The organism is Halomonas sp. (assembly GCF_014859505.1).
GTDB lineage: Bacteria > Pseudomonadota > Gammaproteobacteria > Pseudomonadales > Halomonadaceae > Halomonas.
The window spans coordinates 1-13,239 of record NZ_JACUUD010000085.1 but is presented as its reverse complement, the minus strand read 5'-3'; the positions used below and the strand labels follow the sequence as shown (position 1 = coordinate 13,239).

The 13,239-nt window shown below is 68.1% G+C and carries 16 protein-coding genes; 10 read left to right on the top strand and 6 right to left on the bottom strand.

Going from position 1 to position 13,239, the window contains the following annotated elements; translation table 11 throughout:
- Nucleotides 1-109 precede the first annotated feature (109 nt).
- The gene (locus IBX53_RS11470) at nt 110-556 is read left to right on the top strand and encodes a nucleoside deaminase (RefSeq protein WP_290909302.1); all 447 of its coding nucleotides are present in this window, start codon (nt 110-112) and stop codon (nt 554-556) included.
- Between the two features lie 10 nt (nt 557-566).
- On the opposite strand, the gene IBX53_RS11465 is transcribed toward IBX53_RS11470, so the two are convergent.
- The 3 genes from IBX53_RS11465 to IBX53_RS11455 all read right to left on the bottom strand — a co-directional run bounded on the left by IBX53_RS11465 (nt 567) and on the right by IBX53_RS11455 (nt 2,744).
- Entirely contained in the window at nt 567-1,478 is a 912-nt protein-coding gene (locus IBX53_RS11465) for a homocysteine S-methyltransferase family protein (protein WP_290909300.1), read from the bottom strand.
- Between the two features lie 71 nt (nt 1,479-1,549).
- On the bottom strand, nt 1,550-2,413 hold the full coding sequence (locus tag IBX53_RS11460; protein ID WP_290909298.1) for an SDR family oxidoreductase: 864 nt from the start codon (nt 2,411-2,413) through the stop codon (nt 1,550-1,552).
- Between the two features lie 49 nt (nt 2,414-2,462).
- A complete protein-coding gene (locus IBX53_RS11455; protein ID WP_290909296.1) occupies nt 2,463-2,744 on the bottom strand; it encodes a DUF503 domain-containing protein in 282 nt (93 codons plus the stop codon).
- A 131-nt stretch (nt 2,745-2,875) separates the two neighbouring features.
- Here IBX53_RS11455 and IBX53_RS11450 point away from each other — a divergent pair, with 131 nt between their 5' ends.
- Nucleotides 2,876-4,294 carry a CHAD domain-containing protein gene (locus IBX53_RS11450; protein ID WP_290909294.1) on the top strand — a complete coding sequence of 473 codons (1,419 nt, stop codon included), beginning with the start codon at nt 2,876-2,878 and terminating at the stop codon, nt 4,292-4,294.
- A 103-nt stretch (nt 4,295-4,397) separates the two neighbouring features.
- Nucleotides 4,398-5,441, top strand: coding sequence for a nucleoside monophosphate kinase (locus IBX53_RS11445; RefSeq protein ID WP_290909292.1), 1,044 nt, complete (start codon nt 4,398-4,400; stop codon nt 5,439-5,441).
- A 90-nt stretch (nt 5,442-5,531) separates the two neighbouring features.
- Here IBX53_RS11445 and IBX53_RS11440 read toward each other — a convergent pair whose 3' ends face one another.
- A complete protein-coding gene (locus IBX53_RS11440) occupies nt 5,532-5,813 on the bottom strand; it encodes a DUF503 domain-containing protein (RefSeq protein ID WP_290909290.1) in 282 nt (93 codons plus the stop codon).
- 141 nt (nt 5,814-5,954) lie between these two features.
- On the opposite strand from IBX53_RS11440, the gene IBX53_RS11435 reads away from it, so the two are divergent.
- The 5 genes from IBX53_RS11435 (at nt 5,955) to IBX53_RS11415 (ending at nt 9,263) form a co-directional block, all read left to right on the top strand.
- The gene (locus IBX53_RS11435) at nt 5,955-7,676 is read left to right on the top strand and encodes a ribonucleoside triphosphate reductase (protein ID WP_290909288.1); all 1,722 of its coding nucleotides are present in this window, start codon (nt 5,955-5,957) and stop codon (nt 7,674-7,676) included.
- Nucleotides 7,677-7,717: 41 nt separating this feature from the next.
- Nucleotides 7,718-7,879 (top strand): anaerobic ribonucleoside-triphosphate reductase, encoded by a 162-nt coding sequence (gene nrdD, locus IBX53_RS11430; RefSeq protein WP_290909286.1) that lies wholly within the window; start codon nt 7,718-7,720, stop codon nt 7,877-7,879.
- Nucleotides 7,880-7,942: 63 nt separating this feature from the next.
- Nucleotides 7,943-8,668, top strand: a complete 726-nt coding sequence (locus IBX53_RS11425) for an anaerobic ribonucleoside-triphosphate reductase activating protein (protein WP_290909284.1) — start codon at nt 7,943-7,945, stop codon at nt 8,666-8,668.
- Between the two features lie 92 nt (nt 8,669-8,760).
- Nucleotides 8,761-9,003, top strand: coding sequence for a type II toxin-antitoxin system Phd/YefM family antitoxin (locus IBX53_RS11420; RefSeq protein WP_290909282.1), 243 nt, complete (start codon nt 8,761-8,763; stop codon nt 9,001-9,003).
- The gene (locus tag IBX53_RS11415) at nt 9,000-9,263 is read left to right on the top strand and encodes a Txe/YoeB family addiction module toxin (protein WP_290909280.1); all 264 of its coding nucleotides are present in this window, start codon (nt 9,000-9,002) and stop codon (nt 9,261-9,263) included. The genes IBX53_RS11420 and IBX53_RS11415 overlap by 4 nt, the downstream gene beginning before the upstream one ends.
- A 16-nt stretch (nt 9,264-9,279) precedes the next feature.
- Here the strand turns inward: IBX53_RS11415 and IBX53_RS11410 are convergent, their stop codons facing one another.
- Entirely contained in the window at nt 9,280-9,501 is a 222-nt protein-coding gene (locus tag IBX53_RS11410; protein ID WP_290909278.1) for a dienelactone hydrolase family protein, read from the bottom strand.
- Nucleotides 9,502-9,617: 116 nt separating this feature from the next.
- On the opposite strand from IBX53_RS11410, the gene IBX53_RS11405 reads away from it, so the two are divergent.
- Nucleotides 9,618-10,448: a class III extradiol ring-cleavage dioxygenase gene (locus tag IBX53_RS11405; RefSeq protein WP_290909276.1), complete on the top strand. Its 831-nt coding sequence runs from the start codon at nt 9,618-9,620 to the stop codon at nt 10,446-10,448.
- A 98-nt stretch (nt 10,449-10,546) separates the two neighbouring features.
- A complete protein-coding gene (locus IBX53_RS11400; RefSeq protein ID WP_290909274.1) occupies nt 10,547-10,897 on the top strand; it encodes a DUF3147 family protein in 351 nt (116 codons plus the stop codon).
- Nucleotides 10,898-10,900: 3 nt separating this feature from the next.
- Here IBX53_RS11400 and IBX53_RS11395 read toward each other — a convergent pair.
- A partial coding sequence (locus IBX53_RS11395; protein WP_290909272.1) for an SbcC/MukB-like Walker B domain-containing protein occupies nt 10,901-13,239 on the bottom strand: 2,339 nt, incomplete at its 5' end.

Here is a 13,239-nt window from a genome sequence, read left to right as displayed (position 1 = left end):
TCAAGTATCTGGGGGTGGATCGTTAGGGCGGCCCCGTCTTTCCAGTCGCTGCTGTAAGAGGCATGCTGGCGGGGCGATTTAACACACATCTGCCCGAGGAAATTTGCGCATGTCTCACCCGCAATGGATCGCCCGGTGCATCGAGCTTGCCATCGATAATGCCGCGCGGGGCCAGGCGCCTTTCGCCGCGCTTGTCGTGCAAAATGGCAGGGTCCTGGGGGAGGGCGTGAACGATGTAAAAGCCACCAATGACCTGACCGGGCACGCCGAAGTTCGCGCCCTTCAGGCCGCCGCCCGGGAGTCCGGGTCGCGGCGCCTGGCCGGGTGTGTGCTCTACACCAGCTGCGAGCCTTGCCCCATGTGCCTGGGCGCCATCTACTGGAGCGGGATCACCGAGGTCTATTACGGGCTTTCCATCGCAGGGCAGGCCGAATTCAGCGACCTGCCCCAGCGCCAGTACGCGGAATTTCGACGCGCCGCCGGGGAGCGCAGCGTTCACGCCGTCCAGGTGAGCCCAGACGGGATGGATCCTCGGCGCCCTTTCCTCGCCGAGTGATCGGGAGCCTTCAAGAAGCGACCAGCGTGTATCCCCTGGCGGCCAATCGCTCGGCCAGGACGGCAATATGGGCGGGGCCGACTTCGCAGCAGCCACCAACAAGGGTCGCGCCCTGCTCGACCCACTTGAGCGCATGCTCGGCGTAGGCGTCGGGGCCGAGATCCGTGCGCGACGTCAGCGTATCCACCGTGCCGCCGGGCTGCAGCGGCGCCACGGAGGTGAAGGCGTTGGCGTACCCGCCGAACGGCACGCCGAGGCCGGCCAGCTCGCCCATGGCGGCGGTGACCATCTCGGGCACCGAGCAATTGACCAGCACCCGCTCGGCGCCGGCGGCTACCACTGCCCGGGCCGCCTCGGCCAGGGGTTCGCCGGAGCGCAGGCGGGTGCCATCCCCGTCGTCCACCGTGAACGCCACCCATACGGGAAGCGTGCTCTCCACCGCGGCGACGGTCGCCGCGCGGGCCTCCCGGGCGAGCGACATGGTTTCGCACAGGAACAGATCGACCCCCGCGGCCTGGACCGCGACGATCCGCCGGTAGTCGCGCAGGCAGGTGGCCTCGTCCGGCACGCTGTCGGGGTGATAGCTCGCGACCAGCGGGGGCAGGCAGCCGGCGATGCGCACCTCCCGGCCGCTCGCTTCTCGCGCCTGGCGGGCGGCGTCCAGCGCCGCGGCATGGAGCGGTTCGAACAGGCCGGGATCGCCGTCTCGCGCCAGGCGCTGCGGCGTCGCGCTGTAACTGTTGAGCGTAATCACCCGGGCGCCGGCCTCGATAAACTCGCGGTGCACGGCGGTCACCAGATGGGGTTCATCCAGCATGACTTGCGCGGACCAAAGCGGCGACACGGGGCGGCGGCTGCGTGCCGCGAGTTCCTGCCCCATCCCCCCGTCGAGCAGAACGATGCGGTGTTTTTCAGCGGTCATTGGGTCACTATCCTGTCTGTATGGCTGGCGAGTCGCGGGAGTGTAATCCCGTGCCGGCACGGTGTCAGTCCTCACTCTCGCTCGTCCCTTGTCGAGCCCAGCAGCACCCGGTCCAGGCCGCGGGTGCTCAGCACTCGCTTCAGCGCCGCGAACAGGTGGGTGGGCAGGGTGACTGCATAGCGGGGTTTCGGGCGGTGGTGCTCCAGGGCGTGGATCAGCTTGGCCACCACCGCCTCGGGGCCGAGAGTGAAGGAGGCCTTGCCTTCGGTACTGGCCAGCCGCGCTTCCACCTTGCGGTAGGTGTCGGCATGGGCGCTGTGCTGGGCATCGATATTGGCCAGGAAGGCGCGGTGAGCGTTCTCGCGAAAGCGGCTGGTGATGGGGCCGGGCTGGATCAGGCTGACGTGGATGCCGCTGCCCGTGAGCTCCTGGCGCAGAACGTCGGTAAGGCCCTCGAGGGCGAACTTGGAGCAGACATAGGCGCCGCGGTAGGGCAGGGCGGCGAACCCCAGCACCGAGCTGTTCTGCACGATGCGACCATGCCCCTGGGCGCGCATCATCGGCAGCACCAGGGTGGTGAGTTCGTGGGTGCCGAGCAGGTTGGTCTCCAGCTGGGCCCGGAGCACATCTCGGGTGAGGTCTTCCACGGCACCGGGCTGGCCATAGGCGCCGTTGTTGAACAGCGCCGTCAGCCGTCCCCCGGTCTGTTCGCCCACGCTTTCCACCGCGGCCACGATGGAGGCGCTGCTGGCCAGGTCCAGCGGCAGGGCCTCAAGGCCCTCCTTGCGGAGCCTGGCCACGTCCGCCTCGGCGCGTGCCGTGGCAAAGACCCGCCAGCCTCGCGCCGCCATGGCATGGGCCGCGGCATGGCCGATTCCGCTCGAGCAGCCGGTGATCAGCAGGCTGCGCGGCGGGTTCGCTCTTGCGTCCGACATTCTCGTCTCCTCTCTGCGCCCCTCCGGGCCAGTGTCACGGCGCTGCACGTCAAAGCAGCTCCCGCGTGGCCTCCATCACCCGCCCATCCACGGTGCGCTGGATCTTGTCCTCGATCTCGGCGAGCAGGGCCTCCACCCTGGGGATACTGGTGGCCACCGCCACGAAGGTCCACTCGCTGGCCTCCAGGCGGTCGAGCTCGCCGCTCTCGCAGACCGCCACTGCCGGGTTGCGCCCGAAGCGTTCATGCAGGCCGCCCATGCGCTGGCGCTTCTCCTTCAGCGACTGACAGCCGGGCAGCGAGATGTGCAGGGTGAGGATGCCGATATGCATGGGGGCTCCTTACGAGCGGGTGATGTCCGATATTGCCTGCCCGAGCTATACCATGATGCAGATGCCGCTGAGGAGAGGCGGGTCGAATTGGCCTAAGCTTGGTTCCACACCCTGCGGCTCGGAGCGAACACATGCGGCACCTCTTCTTGATGCGCCACGCCAAGGCGAAGCAGGGCAGCGGCGACATGGCCGACCATGATCGACCGCTGCGCAAGCGGGGCAGGCGCGAGGCGGCCGCCATGGCACTTCCCCTGCAGCAGTGGCAGGCCCTGGAGGGCGAGGTCCACGTCAGCGGCGCCATGCGCACCCGGGAGACCCTCGACGAGATCGCCGCGCAACTGCCCGAGCTCTCCCTGATCGAGCGGGCCTTCGTCGACGAGGCCCTCTACACCTTCGATGGCCAGGTGCTGCTCGCCTGGCTGAAGGCGCTGCCGGACGAGACCGAGAGGGTGCTGGTGATCGGTCACAACCCGGCGTTGCTGGAGCTGGCCCACTGGCTCTGCATCGAGGCGCCGACGTCGCTGCCCCCCGGCGGCGCGCTGCATCTCACCCTGCCGGTGACGACGCCCTGGCTGGGCCTGCCGCAGCACGGGGCCAGGCTGGTGGCCAGTCTGATCCCGGAGGAGGCCAGCCATGCGCTCTTCCAGCGCCAGGAGCCCGAGCCGCCCGACCTGGGCAAGGCCGATGTCGGTCATCGCATTCTCGAACTGCTCTCGCATCAGTACCGGATGGTCAGGGCACTGGAGCCCGGGGTGATCGCCGGCGTCGATCCCGAGTTCCTGCACCAGTTTCGCGTGAACCTGCGCCGCAGCCGGGCGATCGGCGAATCCGTGCTGGCCACCGCTTGTAAGTCCGCCACCAAAGGGAAGACTCCAGACAAGAAAGCGCCCGCAAGTGACGAGATCCCCGGCCTCAAGAAGCGGCTGAAGCGGCTCAAGCAGCGCGCCCAGGCCACCAGCGACCTGCGCGACCTGGACGTCTTCCTGGAGAGCCTGGACAGGACCCCACCCCCCCTTTCGCCACGCACCCTCCGGTCCCTGCAGCGCTGGTTGCATGCCCGCAACCGCGAGCAGCACGAGCGCCTGTGCCAGCAGCTCGGAGATCCTGGCTACGCCGAGGAGATGCTCGCCTGGCAGCGCTTCCTCGACGCCGAGGAGTTTCGGCAAGCGCTTGGCCAGCTCTCGTCGAAGCGCATCGAGAAGGTGCTGGCTGAGCGTATTGCGCGCCACGACCGTGACCTGACCACGCTCTCCCGCAAGAGCGGTGACGAGGCCTTCCACGACCTGCGCAAGAGCGTCAAGCGCATCCGCTACCTGGCCGAGATGCAGCCGAAGCGCCACCGCGACTTCCTGGCCGGACTGAAACGCCGCCAGACCCTGCTGGGTGATTTCCAGGATCTGTGTACCCGCCAGGTCTGGATCGGGGCCTTCGCCCACCGCGCCGGAATCACCAGGGAACGGCAGCAGGAGTGCGCTGCCTGGCGTGCCGCCCTCGAGAAGGAAAAGCGGGCCCTGCGCAGGAAGGTCATGGCGCTGGCGCCTCTGGCATAATGATCGCTCCCGGGGTGTGCGTCAGGGGGCAGTCCTGGCATAGGGTCATTGCCCTGCTGTTGTTGTTTTCCCCATCCCTCCATTGAACGAACATGAGAATTCCATGACCGATAACGCAGAACTCGTACCCAACACCCTGTTCATCGAAGTCTCCGGATCCGGCCTGCCCGAGGTCGATGGCCTCTATGTCCCGTCCAAGGCCCCACCCACCAAATCCGAATCGGGTGTGGTTTCCACCCCCGGCTACTGGAACGGCAAGATGGCCTGGGATCGGGCCGACGGCAAGGCAGCCAGAAGCCCTGCGATTTCCTACTCCAACAGCTATGCCTCCTGGCGTATCTGTCGGCTGGATGGGCATCTCGCCTACGAACTGACCTGCGATGATGAGCTTCCGCCCACGGATCGCGAATGGAACGTTTACAAGATGGGGGTCGCCCCGGCTCCCAGGGTGGTGATCCATCACTGTGACCCGAGAGAACCCTGCCCGGCACCCAATGTCGTCTATGTGCTCGGTGGCCCCGGTGCCGGCAAGGGCACCATGTGTGAGCTAGCGGCGCTTCAGCTGGGCTGGACGCACCTCTCCACCGGGGACCTGCTGCGTGCAGAGCAGAAGGCCGGGGGTCCCACCACCGAGGTCATCAAGGAATACATCGCCGCCGGCAAGCTGGTGCCCAATGAAATCGTGGTGCGCCTGCTCAAGGACGCCATGGAACGGACGACCCGTACCACCGGCAAGCGAAACTTCCTGATCGATGGCTTTCCCCGTTCGCTGTCCAACCTGGAGGCGTGGTACGAGGTCTTCGGCCGGGAGGCGGAACTTCCCACCATGCTCTACTTCGAATGCCCCTTCGACGTGCTCGAGCAGCGCATCATGGGCCGTGCCCGTTACTCCGACCGCGCCGATGACAATGTCGAGGCCATGAAGCTCAGGTTCGATACCTTCAAGGCCGAGACGCTGCCCACCGTCGAGCTGTTCAAGAGCAAGGGCAAGTGCGTCGAGATCGACACCAGCCAGGACCGCGAAGCGGTGTATGCGCTGCTGCGCGATCAGCTCGCTCCCTACACCGACCAGCACCTGATGGACCAGCCGCTTACCGAGAAGGCCGAGATCCTGCTTGGCCTGAGGCCCTATCCGAAAGGCGAGTGAGTCGCCGATATTCACTACCTCCCTCCTGACGGGAAGAGAGGAATAGCGCCTCGAGCATCGCCCGAGGCGCCCTGCCGGCATGGCTCCCGGCTACTCCCGCTCGTCCTCCCTCTCATCCCGGCGCGAGCGCAGCAGCACCCGGATGGTGAGCTCGTGGGCGCCGAGCAGCGTTTCCACCCTGGGGCCCTCATTGGCCACCGCCACGAAGGTCCATTCGCTGGCTTCCAGCCGGTCGTGCTCGCCGCTCTCGCAGACCGCCACCGCCGGGTTGCGCCCGAAGCGCTCGTGCAGGCCGCCCATGCGCTGGCGTTTCTCCTTCAGCGACCGGCAGCCTGGCAGCGAAATGTGCAGTGTGAGAATCCCCATGTGCATCCTGATCCCTCCTTCGCCCCTTTCCTGACCTGGATCATTTCCCTGCTCTGTTCGAGTGTCTACCCTTTCTTGGCACAACATATGGTGCCTGAATTAAATAAAGGCACTATATATAGATAATCGGCCAGTGAGGGAACACCCATGCAACGCCAGCCGACCGGCGCCGTCAACGTCGCCTCGACGGTCAACGAATACCTGCAGCGCGCCGACTGGCGCGTCAACGCCAACGCCAACCAGGGCTACTCCCTGGGCGGGCTGATCCTCAACGCCTCGGGCAAGCTGATCGCCAACTACTGGCTGGATGAAGTCTATCCCGCATCAGTAGGCGAGGCCCACCGGGAGGGCGACCTACATATCCACGACCTGGATATGCTCAGCGGCTACTGCGCCGGCTGGTCGCTGCACCAGCTGCTGATCGAGGGCTTCAACGGGGTGCCAGGCCGGGCGGAGAGCGCGCCGCCCCGGCACCTCACCAGCGCCCTGGGGCAGATGGTCAACTTCCTCGGCACCCTGCAGAACGAGTGGGCCGGCGCCCAGGCGTTCAGCTCCTTCGATACCTATCTCGCCCCCTTCGTGCGCAAGGACGGGCTGAGCTACGCCCAGGTCAAGCAGGGCATCCAGGAGTTTATCTACAACCTCAACGTGCCGTCGCGCTGGGGCAGCCAGACCCCCTTCACTAACCTCACCTTCGACTGGACCTGTCCGGCGGACCTGCGCGACCAGGTGCCGATCATCGGCGGCGAGGAGCAGCCCTTCACCTACGGTGAGCTGCAGCCCGAGATGGACCTGCTCAACCGCGCCTACCTGGAGGTGATGGAGGAGGGCGACTGTCAGGGGCGGGTGTTCACCTTTCCGATCCCCACCTACAACATTACCCCGGATTTCCCCTGGGAGAGCGACAACGCCGAGCGGCTCTTTGCGCTTACCGCCAAGTACGGGCTGCCCTACTTCCAGAACTTCCTCAACTCGGATCTGGAGCCGCACATGGTGCGCTCCATGTGCTGCCGGCTTCAGCTCGATCTCAGCGAGCTGCTCAAGCGCGGCAACGGACTGTTCGGCAGCGCCGAGCAGACCGGCTCGCTCGGCGTGGTGACCATCAACTGCGCGCGCCTGGGCTTCCGCTTCGCCGGCGACCGCACGGGGCTCTTCCTGGAGCTGGACCGGCTGCTCGCGCTCGGCCGCGACAGCCTGGAGATCAAGCGCGGCTGCATCCAGGCCTGGATGGACGACGGCCTCTACCCCTACACCCGTCGTTACCTGGGCACCCTGCGCAATCACTTCTCCACCCTGGGGGTGAACGGCCTCAACGAGATGGTGCGTAACTTCTTCGAGGACCGCTTCGATATCGCCAACCCCGAGGGACAGCAGCTGGCCATCGAGCTGCTGGAGCACGTGCGCGAGCGCATGCGCGAGTTCCAGGCGGCCACCGGCCACCTCTACAACCTGGAGGCGACCCCGGCGGAGGGCACCACCTACCGCTTCGCCAGGGAGGACCAGAAGCGCTACTCCGACATCCTCCAGGCGGGCACGCCGGAAGCCCCCTACTACACCAACTCCAGCCAGCTGCCGGTGGGCTACACCGACGACCCCTTCGAGGCGCTGCTGCATCAGGACCCGCTGCAGACCCGCTACACCGGCGGCACCGTGCTGCACCTCTACATGGGGGAGCGACTCTCGTCGCCGGCAGCCTGCCGCAAGCTGGTGCAGACTGCGCTCTCGGGCTTCCGCCTGCCCTACCTCACCGTGACGCCGACCTTCTCGATCTGCCCGGTGCACGGCTACCTGGCCGGCGAACACGAGTTCTGCCCGAAGTGCGATGACGCCCTTCTGGCGAAGCGCCCCCGGGCCGACGCCACGGCCTGAGGCATTTCCCCGCAATACCACCAACCGAAGCGGAGCAACCCATGAGTCATTGCGTCGAGAACCTGCCCACCGAAGAGCGCCAGCGCTGCGAAGTCTGGACCCGGGTGATGGGCTATCACCGCCCGGTCAGCCAGTTCAACCGCGGCAAGCAGTCCGAGCACCGCGAGCGCCGCCACTTCAGCGAGCAGGCCGCCACCTCCTGACCCACCGCCACGCCGAGCGCCCCCATTCCAGAGCGGCAGGGGGCGCTCGGCCGGATGACCGCCATGCCCCATCCTGAATCTCCACGGCCGCGGCTGCCCGTGGCCGGCCTCACCCCCATGACCACCTTGGACTACCCCGACCACCTGGCCTGCGTGGTGTTTCTGCAGGGCTGCCCGCTGCTCTGCGGCTACTGCCACAACCCCCAGATGCTCGAGCCTCGCCGCGCCGGGCCCGGCGAATGGGCCGAGGTCGAGGCCTTCCTGGGCAAGCGCCGGGGGCTGCTGGAGGGCATCGTCTTCAGCGGCGGCGAGCCCACCCTCCACGCCGACCTGCCCGCCGCCGCCGCCCGGGCACAAGCGCTTGGCTTCAAGACGGGGCTGCATACCGCCGGGGTCTACCCGCGGCGCCTGGCCGAGACGCTGCCGCACCTGCACTGGGTGGGGCTGGACGTGAAGGGCCCGGCGGCGCGCTTCGACGCCATCGTCGGCCGCCCCGGCCTGGCCGCCGCCCACGCCGCGAGCCTCGAGCTGCTGCTGAGGCGCGGCATCGACTTCGAGTGCCGCACCACGATTCACTGGCGAGATCTCGACCTGGAGAGCCTGCGCCGCCTGACCCTCGACCTTGCCGAACGGGGCGTGACCCGCTACGCCCTTCAGGTGGCCCGAACCGGCCGCTGCCTCGACCCCGCCTACGCCCGGCCAGTGCCCGGCGCCCCGACCCTCGGCGAACTGGAAGCGCTGGTGGAGACCCTGGCGCCGGCCTTCGAGCGTCTAGAACTGAGGGTGTGAGGTTCGCCGGCTGTCACGCATCACGGTCGTCTTGGCGTACGTGCGTATAAGCGTACACTTGGTTGAAAATTGAACAGCGGAAGAGATGCGTGATGACTGGAATTACCGCAACCGAGGCGCGCAGCAACCTGTATCGGTTGATTGACGAGACCGCCGAGTCCCATCAGCCAATCATCATCATGGGCAAGCGGAACAGGGCGGTCCTGGTCTCCGAGGAAGATTGGGCGGCCATCCAGGAAACGCTTTACCTGCTCTCTGTGCCCGGCATGCGCGAGTCGATTCGAGAAGGGATGGACACCCCTGTGGACGAATGCGATGAGGAGCTGGACTGGTGACATGGAAGCTGGTTTACACCAGGCAAGCCCACAAGGATGCAAGGAAGCTCGCTTCCAGCGGCCTCAAACCCAAGGCGCCGGAGCTGCTGGCACTGATTGCGGAGGACCCGTACCGCAAGCCGCCACCGTTCGAAAGAGGGGTAGGCGATCTCGCGGGAGCCTACTCGCGTCGCATCAATATCCAGCACCGTCTGGTGTATCAGGTGATCGACGACGAGCGGGTCGTTAAAGTACTGCGGCTCTGGAGCCGCTACGAATAGAGCCGAGCGGGTAACGCTACAGCGTCTCTTCCAGCAGCATGGCGAGCCGCCGGTGGTGCAGGGCATCGGCGGCGGCGTCGTAGGAGGGGGCGTCCTTGGCGGTGAAGCCGTGGGCGGCGCCCCGATAGTGCTCGGTGATGAAGTGCACGCCGGGCAGCGGCCCCTGGGCGCCCGCGGGCGTGAAGAGGTGTGCGTCGATGGTGCCGTCGGCGGCTGGAATCTCGATGGCGCGAGGCATGGGCGGGCTCCGGGTGGCGGTGGGAGGAGGTCATCGGGGACGCAGGTCACCATGAAGGCATCTTACAATAGTCATACCCACTCCCCATGATTGGCCAGAGGCCGAGGAGCCAGACCATGCAGCGCGCTTCCCCCCACTCTCCTGACTCACCTGCCCAGCCGGTCCTGTTCATCCCCCACGGCGCGGGCCCCTGCTTCTTCATGGAGTGGAATCCGCCCGGTATCTGGGACGGGATGGCCGACTTCCTGAAGGGCATCGCGGATACCCTGCCGAGCCGTCCGCGGGCGATCCTGATGGTGTCGGGCCACTGGCTCGCCGATGACTTCCGCATCACCGCCGGTGAGCGGCCCGAGCTGATCTACGACTACCACGGCTTTCCCGACCACACCTATCGACTCGACTATCCGGCCCCCGGCTCGCCCCTGCTTGCCGAGCGGGTCGAGACGCTGCTCTCCGCCGCCGGCTTGGCGAGTCATCGGGACCCGGCGCGGGGCTTCGATCACGGCATGTTCATCCCGTTGAAGCTGATGTTTCCCGAAGCGGCGATTCCCGTGGTGCAGCTGTCGCTGCGCCAGGACCTCGACCCCGCGGCCCACCTGGCCGCCGGCGAGGCGCTGGAGGCGCTGCGCCACGAGGGCGTGCTGATCGTCGGCAGCGGCATGAGCTTCCACAACATGCGTGGCTATGGTGATCCGGCCTTCACCGCCCCTTCGGAAGCCTTCGATGCCTGGCTGACCGAGGCCGTGGAAGCGGCGCCAGCGCAGCGCCAGGCGGCGCTGCGCGACTGGGCCACGGCGCCCCATGCGCACCAGTGCCATCCCCCCGGCCAGGAGGAGCACCTGATTCCGCTGATGGTGGCTGCCGGCGCGGCGGGGCAGGACCGCGGGCGCAAGGTCTATTCACAGCAGGTGCTCGAGACCCAGCTGTCGGCCTTCCGCTTCGGCTGATTCTGCAACCCGAGGGCGGCCCTGTCGGAGAGCTGCCGCCGCCGCGCCCTGGCGGGTATAGTGGCTAGAGTCTTACCAGGCCAGGGAGGGAACAGGCGTTGCTCTACTACGTGGCAAAGGTGGCCATCACCGCCGTGCTGGTGGTGTTGATCGCGGAGATCTCCAAGCGCAGCTCCTTTACCGGTGCCCTGCTGGCGTCGGTGCCGCTGACCTCCGTGCTGGCCATGCTCTGGCTCTACATCGACACCGGCGATGGCGGCAGGGTGAGCGCCCTTGCCAGCAGCGTCTTCTGGCTGGTGCTGCCCTCTCTGGCGCTGTTCATCGCGCTGCCCCTGCTGCTGGCGAAGGGGGTCAACTTCTATCTCGGCCTCGCCGTCTCCATCGCCATCACAGCGCTCTGCTACTGGCTAATGGTGACGGTGCTGCATTTCTATGGCGTCGAGCTGTGACCCTCAACCGCTGACGATGCGCGCCCGGCTGGTACCGTTGCCCTGCGGCTCCACCCGGATCTGCACCGGGATGCGCTCATGCATCTCCTGCACGTGGGAGATCACCCCCACCCGGCGCCCCAGCGCCTGCAGGCCGTCCAGCGCCTCCATGGCCAGCGCCAGCGACTGCGGGTCGAGGCTGCCGAACCCCTCGTCGATAAAGAGCGACTCGATGGTGAGCTCCCCGGAGGCCATGGAGGCGAGCCCCAGGGCGAGGGCCAGGGAAACCAGGAAGGTCTCGCCGCCGGAGAGCGAGTGCACCGAGCGCCGCTCGTCGGCCATGTCCTGATCCACCACCAGCAGGCCCAGCGGCGAGCCGCCCCGCGCCAGGCGGTAGCGGCGGCTGAGCCCCGCCAGGTGGGTGTTGGCGTGCTCCAGCAGCTGCTCCAGGTTGTAGGCCTGGGCGATGCGCCGGAACACCTTGCCGTCGGCGGAGCCAATCAGCTCGCTGATCCGGCCCCAGCGGCGGTATTCGGCCCGGGCGGCCGCAAGCTCGTCCTGGCCGGCCCGCTGGCGCTCGCGGCGGCGGTCGTCGTCGCGCAGGGCGTGGAGCGCCTCGTCGCGGGCCCGCTGGGCCGCCTCCAGGCGCGGCGCCAGCTCCGCCTGGGCCTCGGCCAGGGCGGCCAGGCGGCGCTCGAGGGCCTCGGCGATGGTGTCGCCGAGCAGGGCCTCGTCGTGCTTCTGCCCGTCATCGTTCTCCTTCTCCCCTTCGATCAGCCCCTGACCGCGGCGGTGGCGCAGCAGGGCGGTGCGCCGCTCGGCAAGGGTGGCGGTGGCGTGTTGGCGGGCCTGGTCGGCCGCGTCGAGCCGGCGCTCCTCCTCGCGGGCCTCGGCGTCGCCCTGGGTGAGCAGGCGGGCGAGGGTGGCATCAATCAGGTCCGGGTGTTGTGCGCGCCATTCGGCCAGGGAGCGATAGAGCTGCGCCTGCTCCTGCTGCAGGGCGGCGAGCTGCTCCTCCTGGTGGACGAGTTGCTGGGCCAGGCGCTGCTGCTCGCGTTCGGCGTCGTGTCGGCGAGAGAGGGCGGTATCCAGAGCCTGGCGGGCCTGGGCCTCGGCCTCGTCCAGACGCTGCTGCCAAGCGTCCGGCGTGGCGTGGTCGCCGAGCAAGGTGCGCAGCGCGGTGGCGATCTCGTCATGTTGGCGCTGCAGGGCAGGGCGTTGCTCGTCCAGTTCGGCCAGCCGCTCCTCGGCGCCATTCTTCTCGGTCGCCAGGCGGGTGAGCGCCAGCTCGCCCTGGCGCAGCGATTCCTCCAGGGGTGCGAGCTCGGCCTCGGCGCGCTGGAGCGTCTCCAGGCTGGCCTGGTGGGCGCTGCGCTCCTCCGTGCTGCGCTGGCGCTGCTGGCTCAGCCAGGCGTTGCGCTCGTCCGCTGTCACTTCGTTCAGCTCCGGGTACAGCACTTGGGCCTCGAAGGTCTGGCGTGCCGATTCCCACCGCGCCCGGGCAGCCGGTTTTTCTTCCTCGAGCTGCTGCTGGGTGTCCCGGGCGAGCTTGTACTGTGCCTGCAGCGCCTGATGGGCATTCAGCGCCTTTTCATGGGTCTCGCGGGCGGCATCGAGCTCGCGCTCCTCCTCGGCCTGCTGGGCGGCAAGCTGGGCCGCCTCGGGGGTCGTCGGTGGCTGATGGCGCCAGGGGTGCTCGAGGCCCCCGCACACCGGGCAGGGCTCGCCTTCCGTAAGGCCTTCGCGCAGCATTGCCACGCTCTCGCTTCGAGCGGCGCGGGCCCGGGCAATGAAGCCGCCGAGGCTGTCGTGGCGGGCCTTGCACTCCTCCAGCTGCCGGCGAGCGGCCTGGCCGTCGCGGGTCAGGGTCGCCAGGCGCTCATTGGCCTCGGCCAGGTGGGTCTCGAGCTGCCGGTGGGCCTGCTCGGCCTGGTGGGCCTCGCGCCAGGCGGCCTGCAGCTCGCCCAGGGCGAGCTGGCGGGCGGCGGCCCGGTCGTGGGCCTGCTGGATGGCCTGGCGTGCGGTGTGATGGTGTGAATGCTCACCCACCAGCTCGGCCAGGGCCGACTGCCACCGGCGCTGCTGTTCATGGCGCTGCTGCTGGGCGTCGTGCTCCTGCCGATGGTCGTCGCGAAGGCGGTCGACCTGCTCCCGGGTGCGGGTGCGCTGGGCCTCGAGCTCGGCCAGCTCACGCTGGCGCTGGGTGAGGGCGTGCTGGTGCTCACGGGTCTCGCGCAGTCTCGGTTCGGCCTCGCGGCGTGCCTCGCTGGCCGCCTCCAGGCGCTTGCCGGCGCGGTTGTGGTCGGCGGTGGCGTCCAGAGCCGACTGCTGCGCCCTGGCCAGCGCCTCGCGAGTGGCGTCGC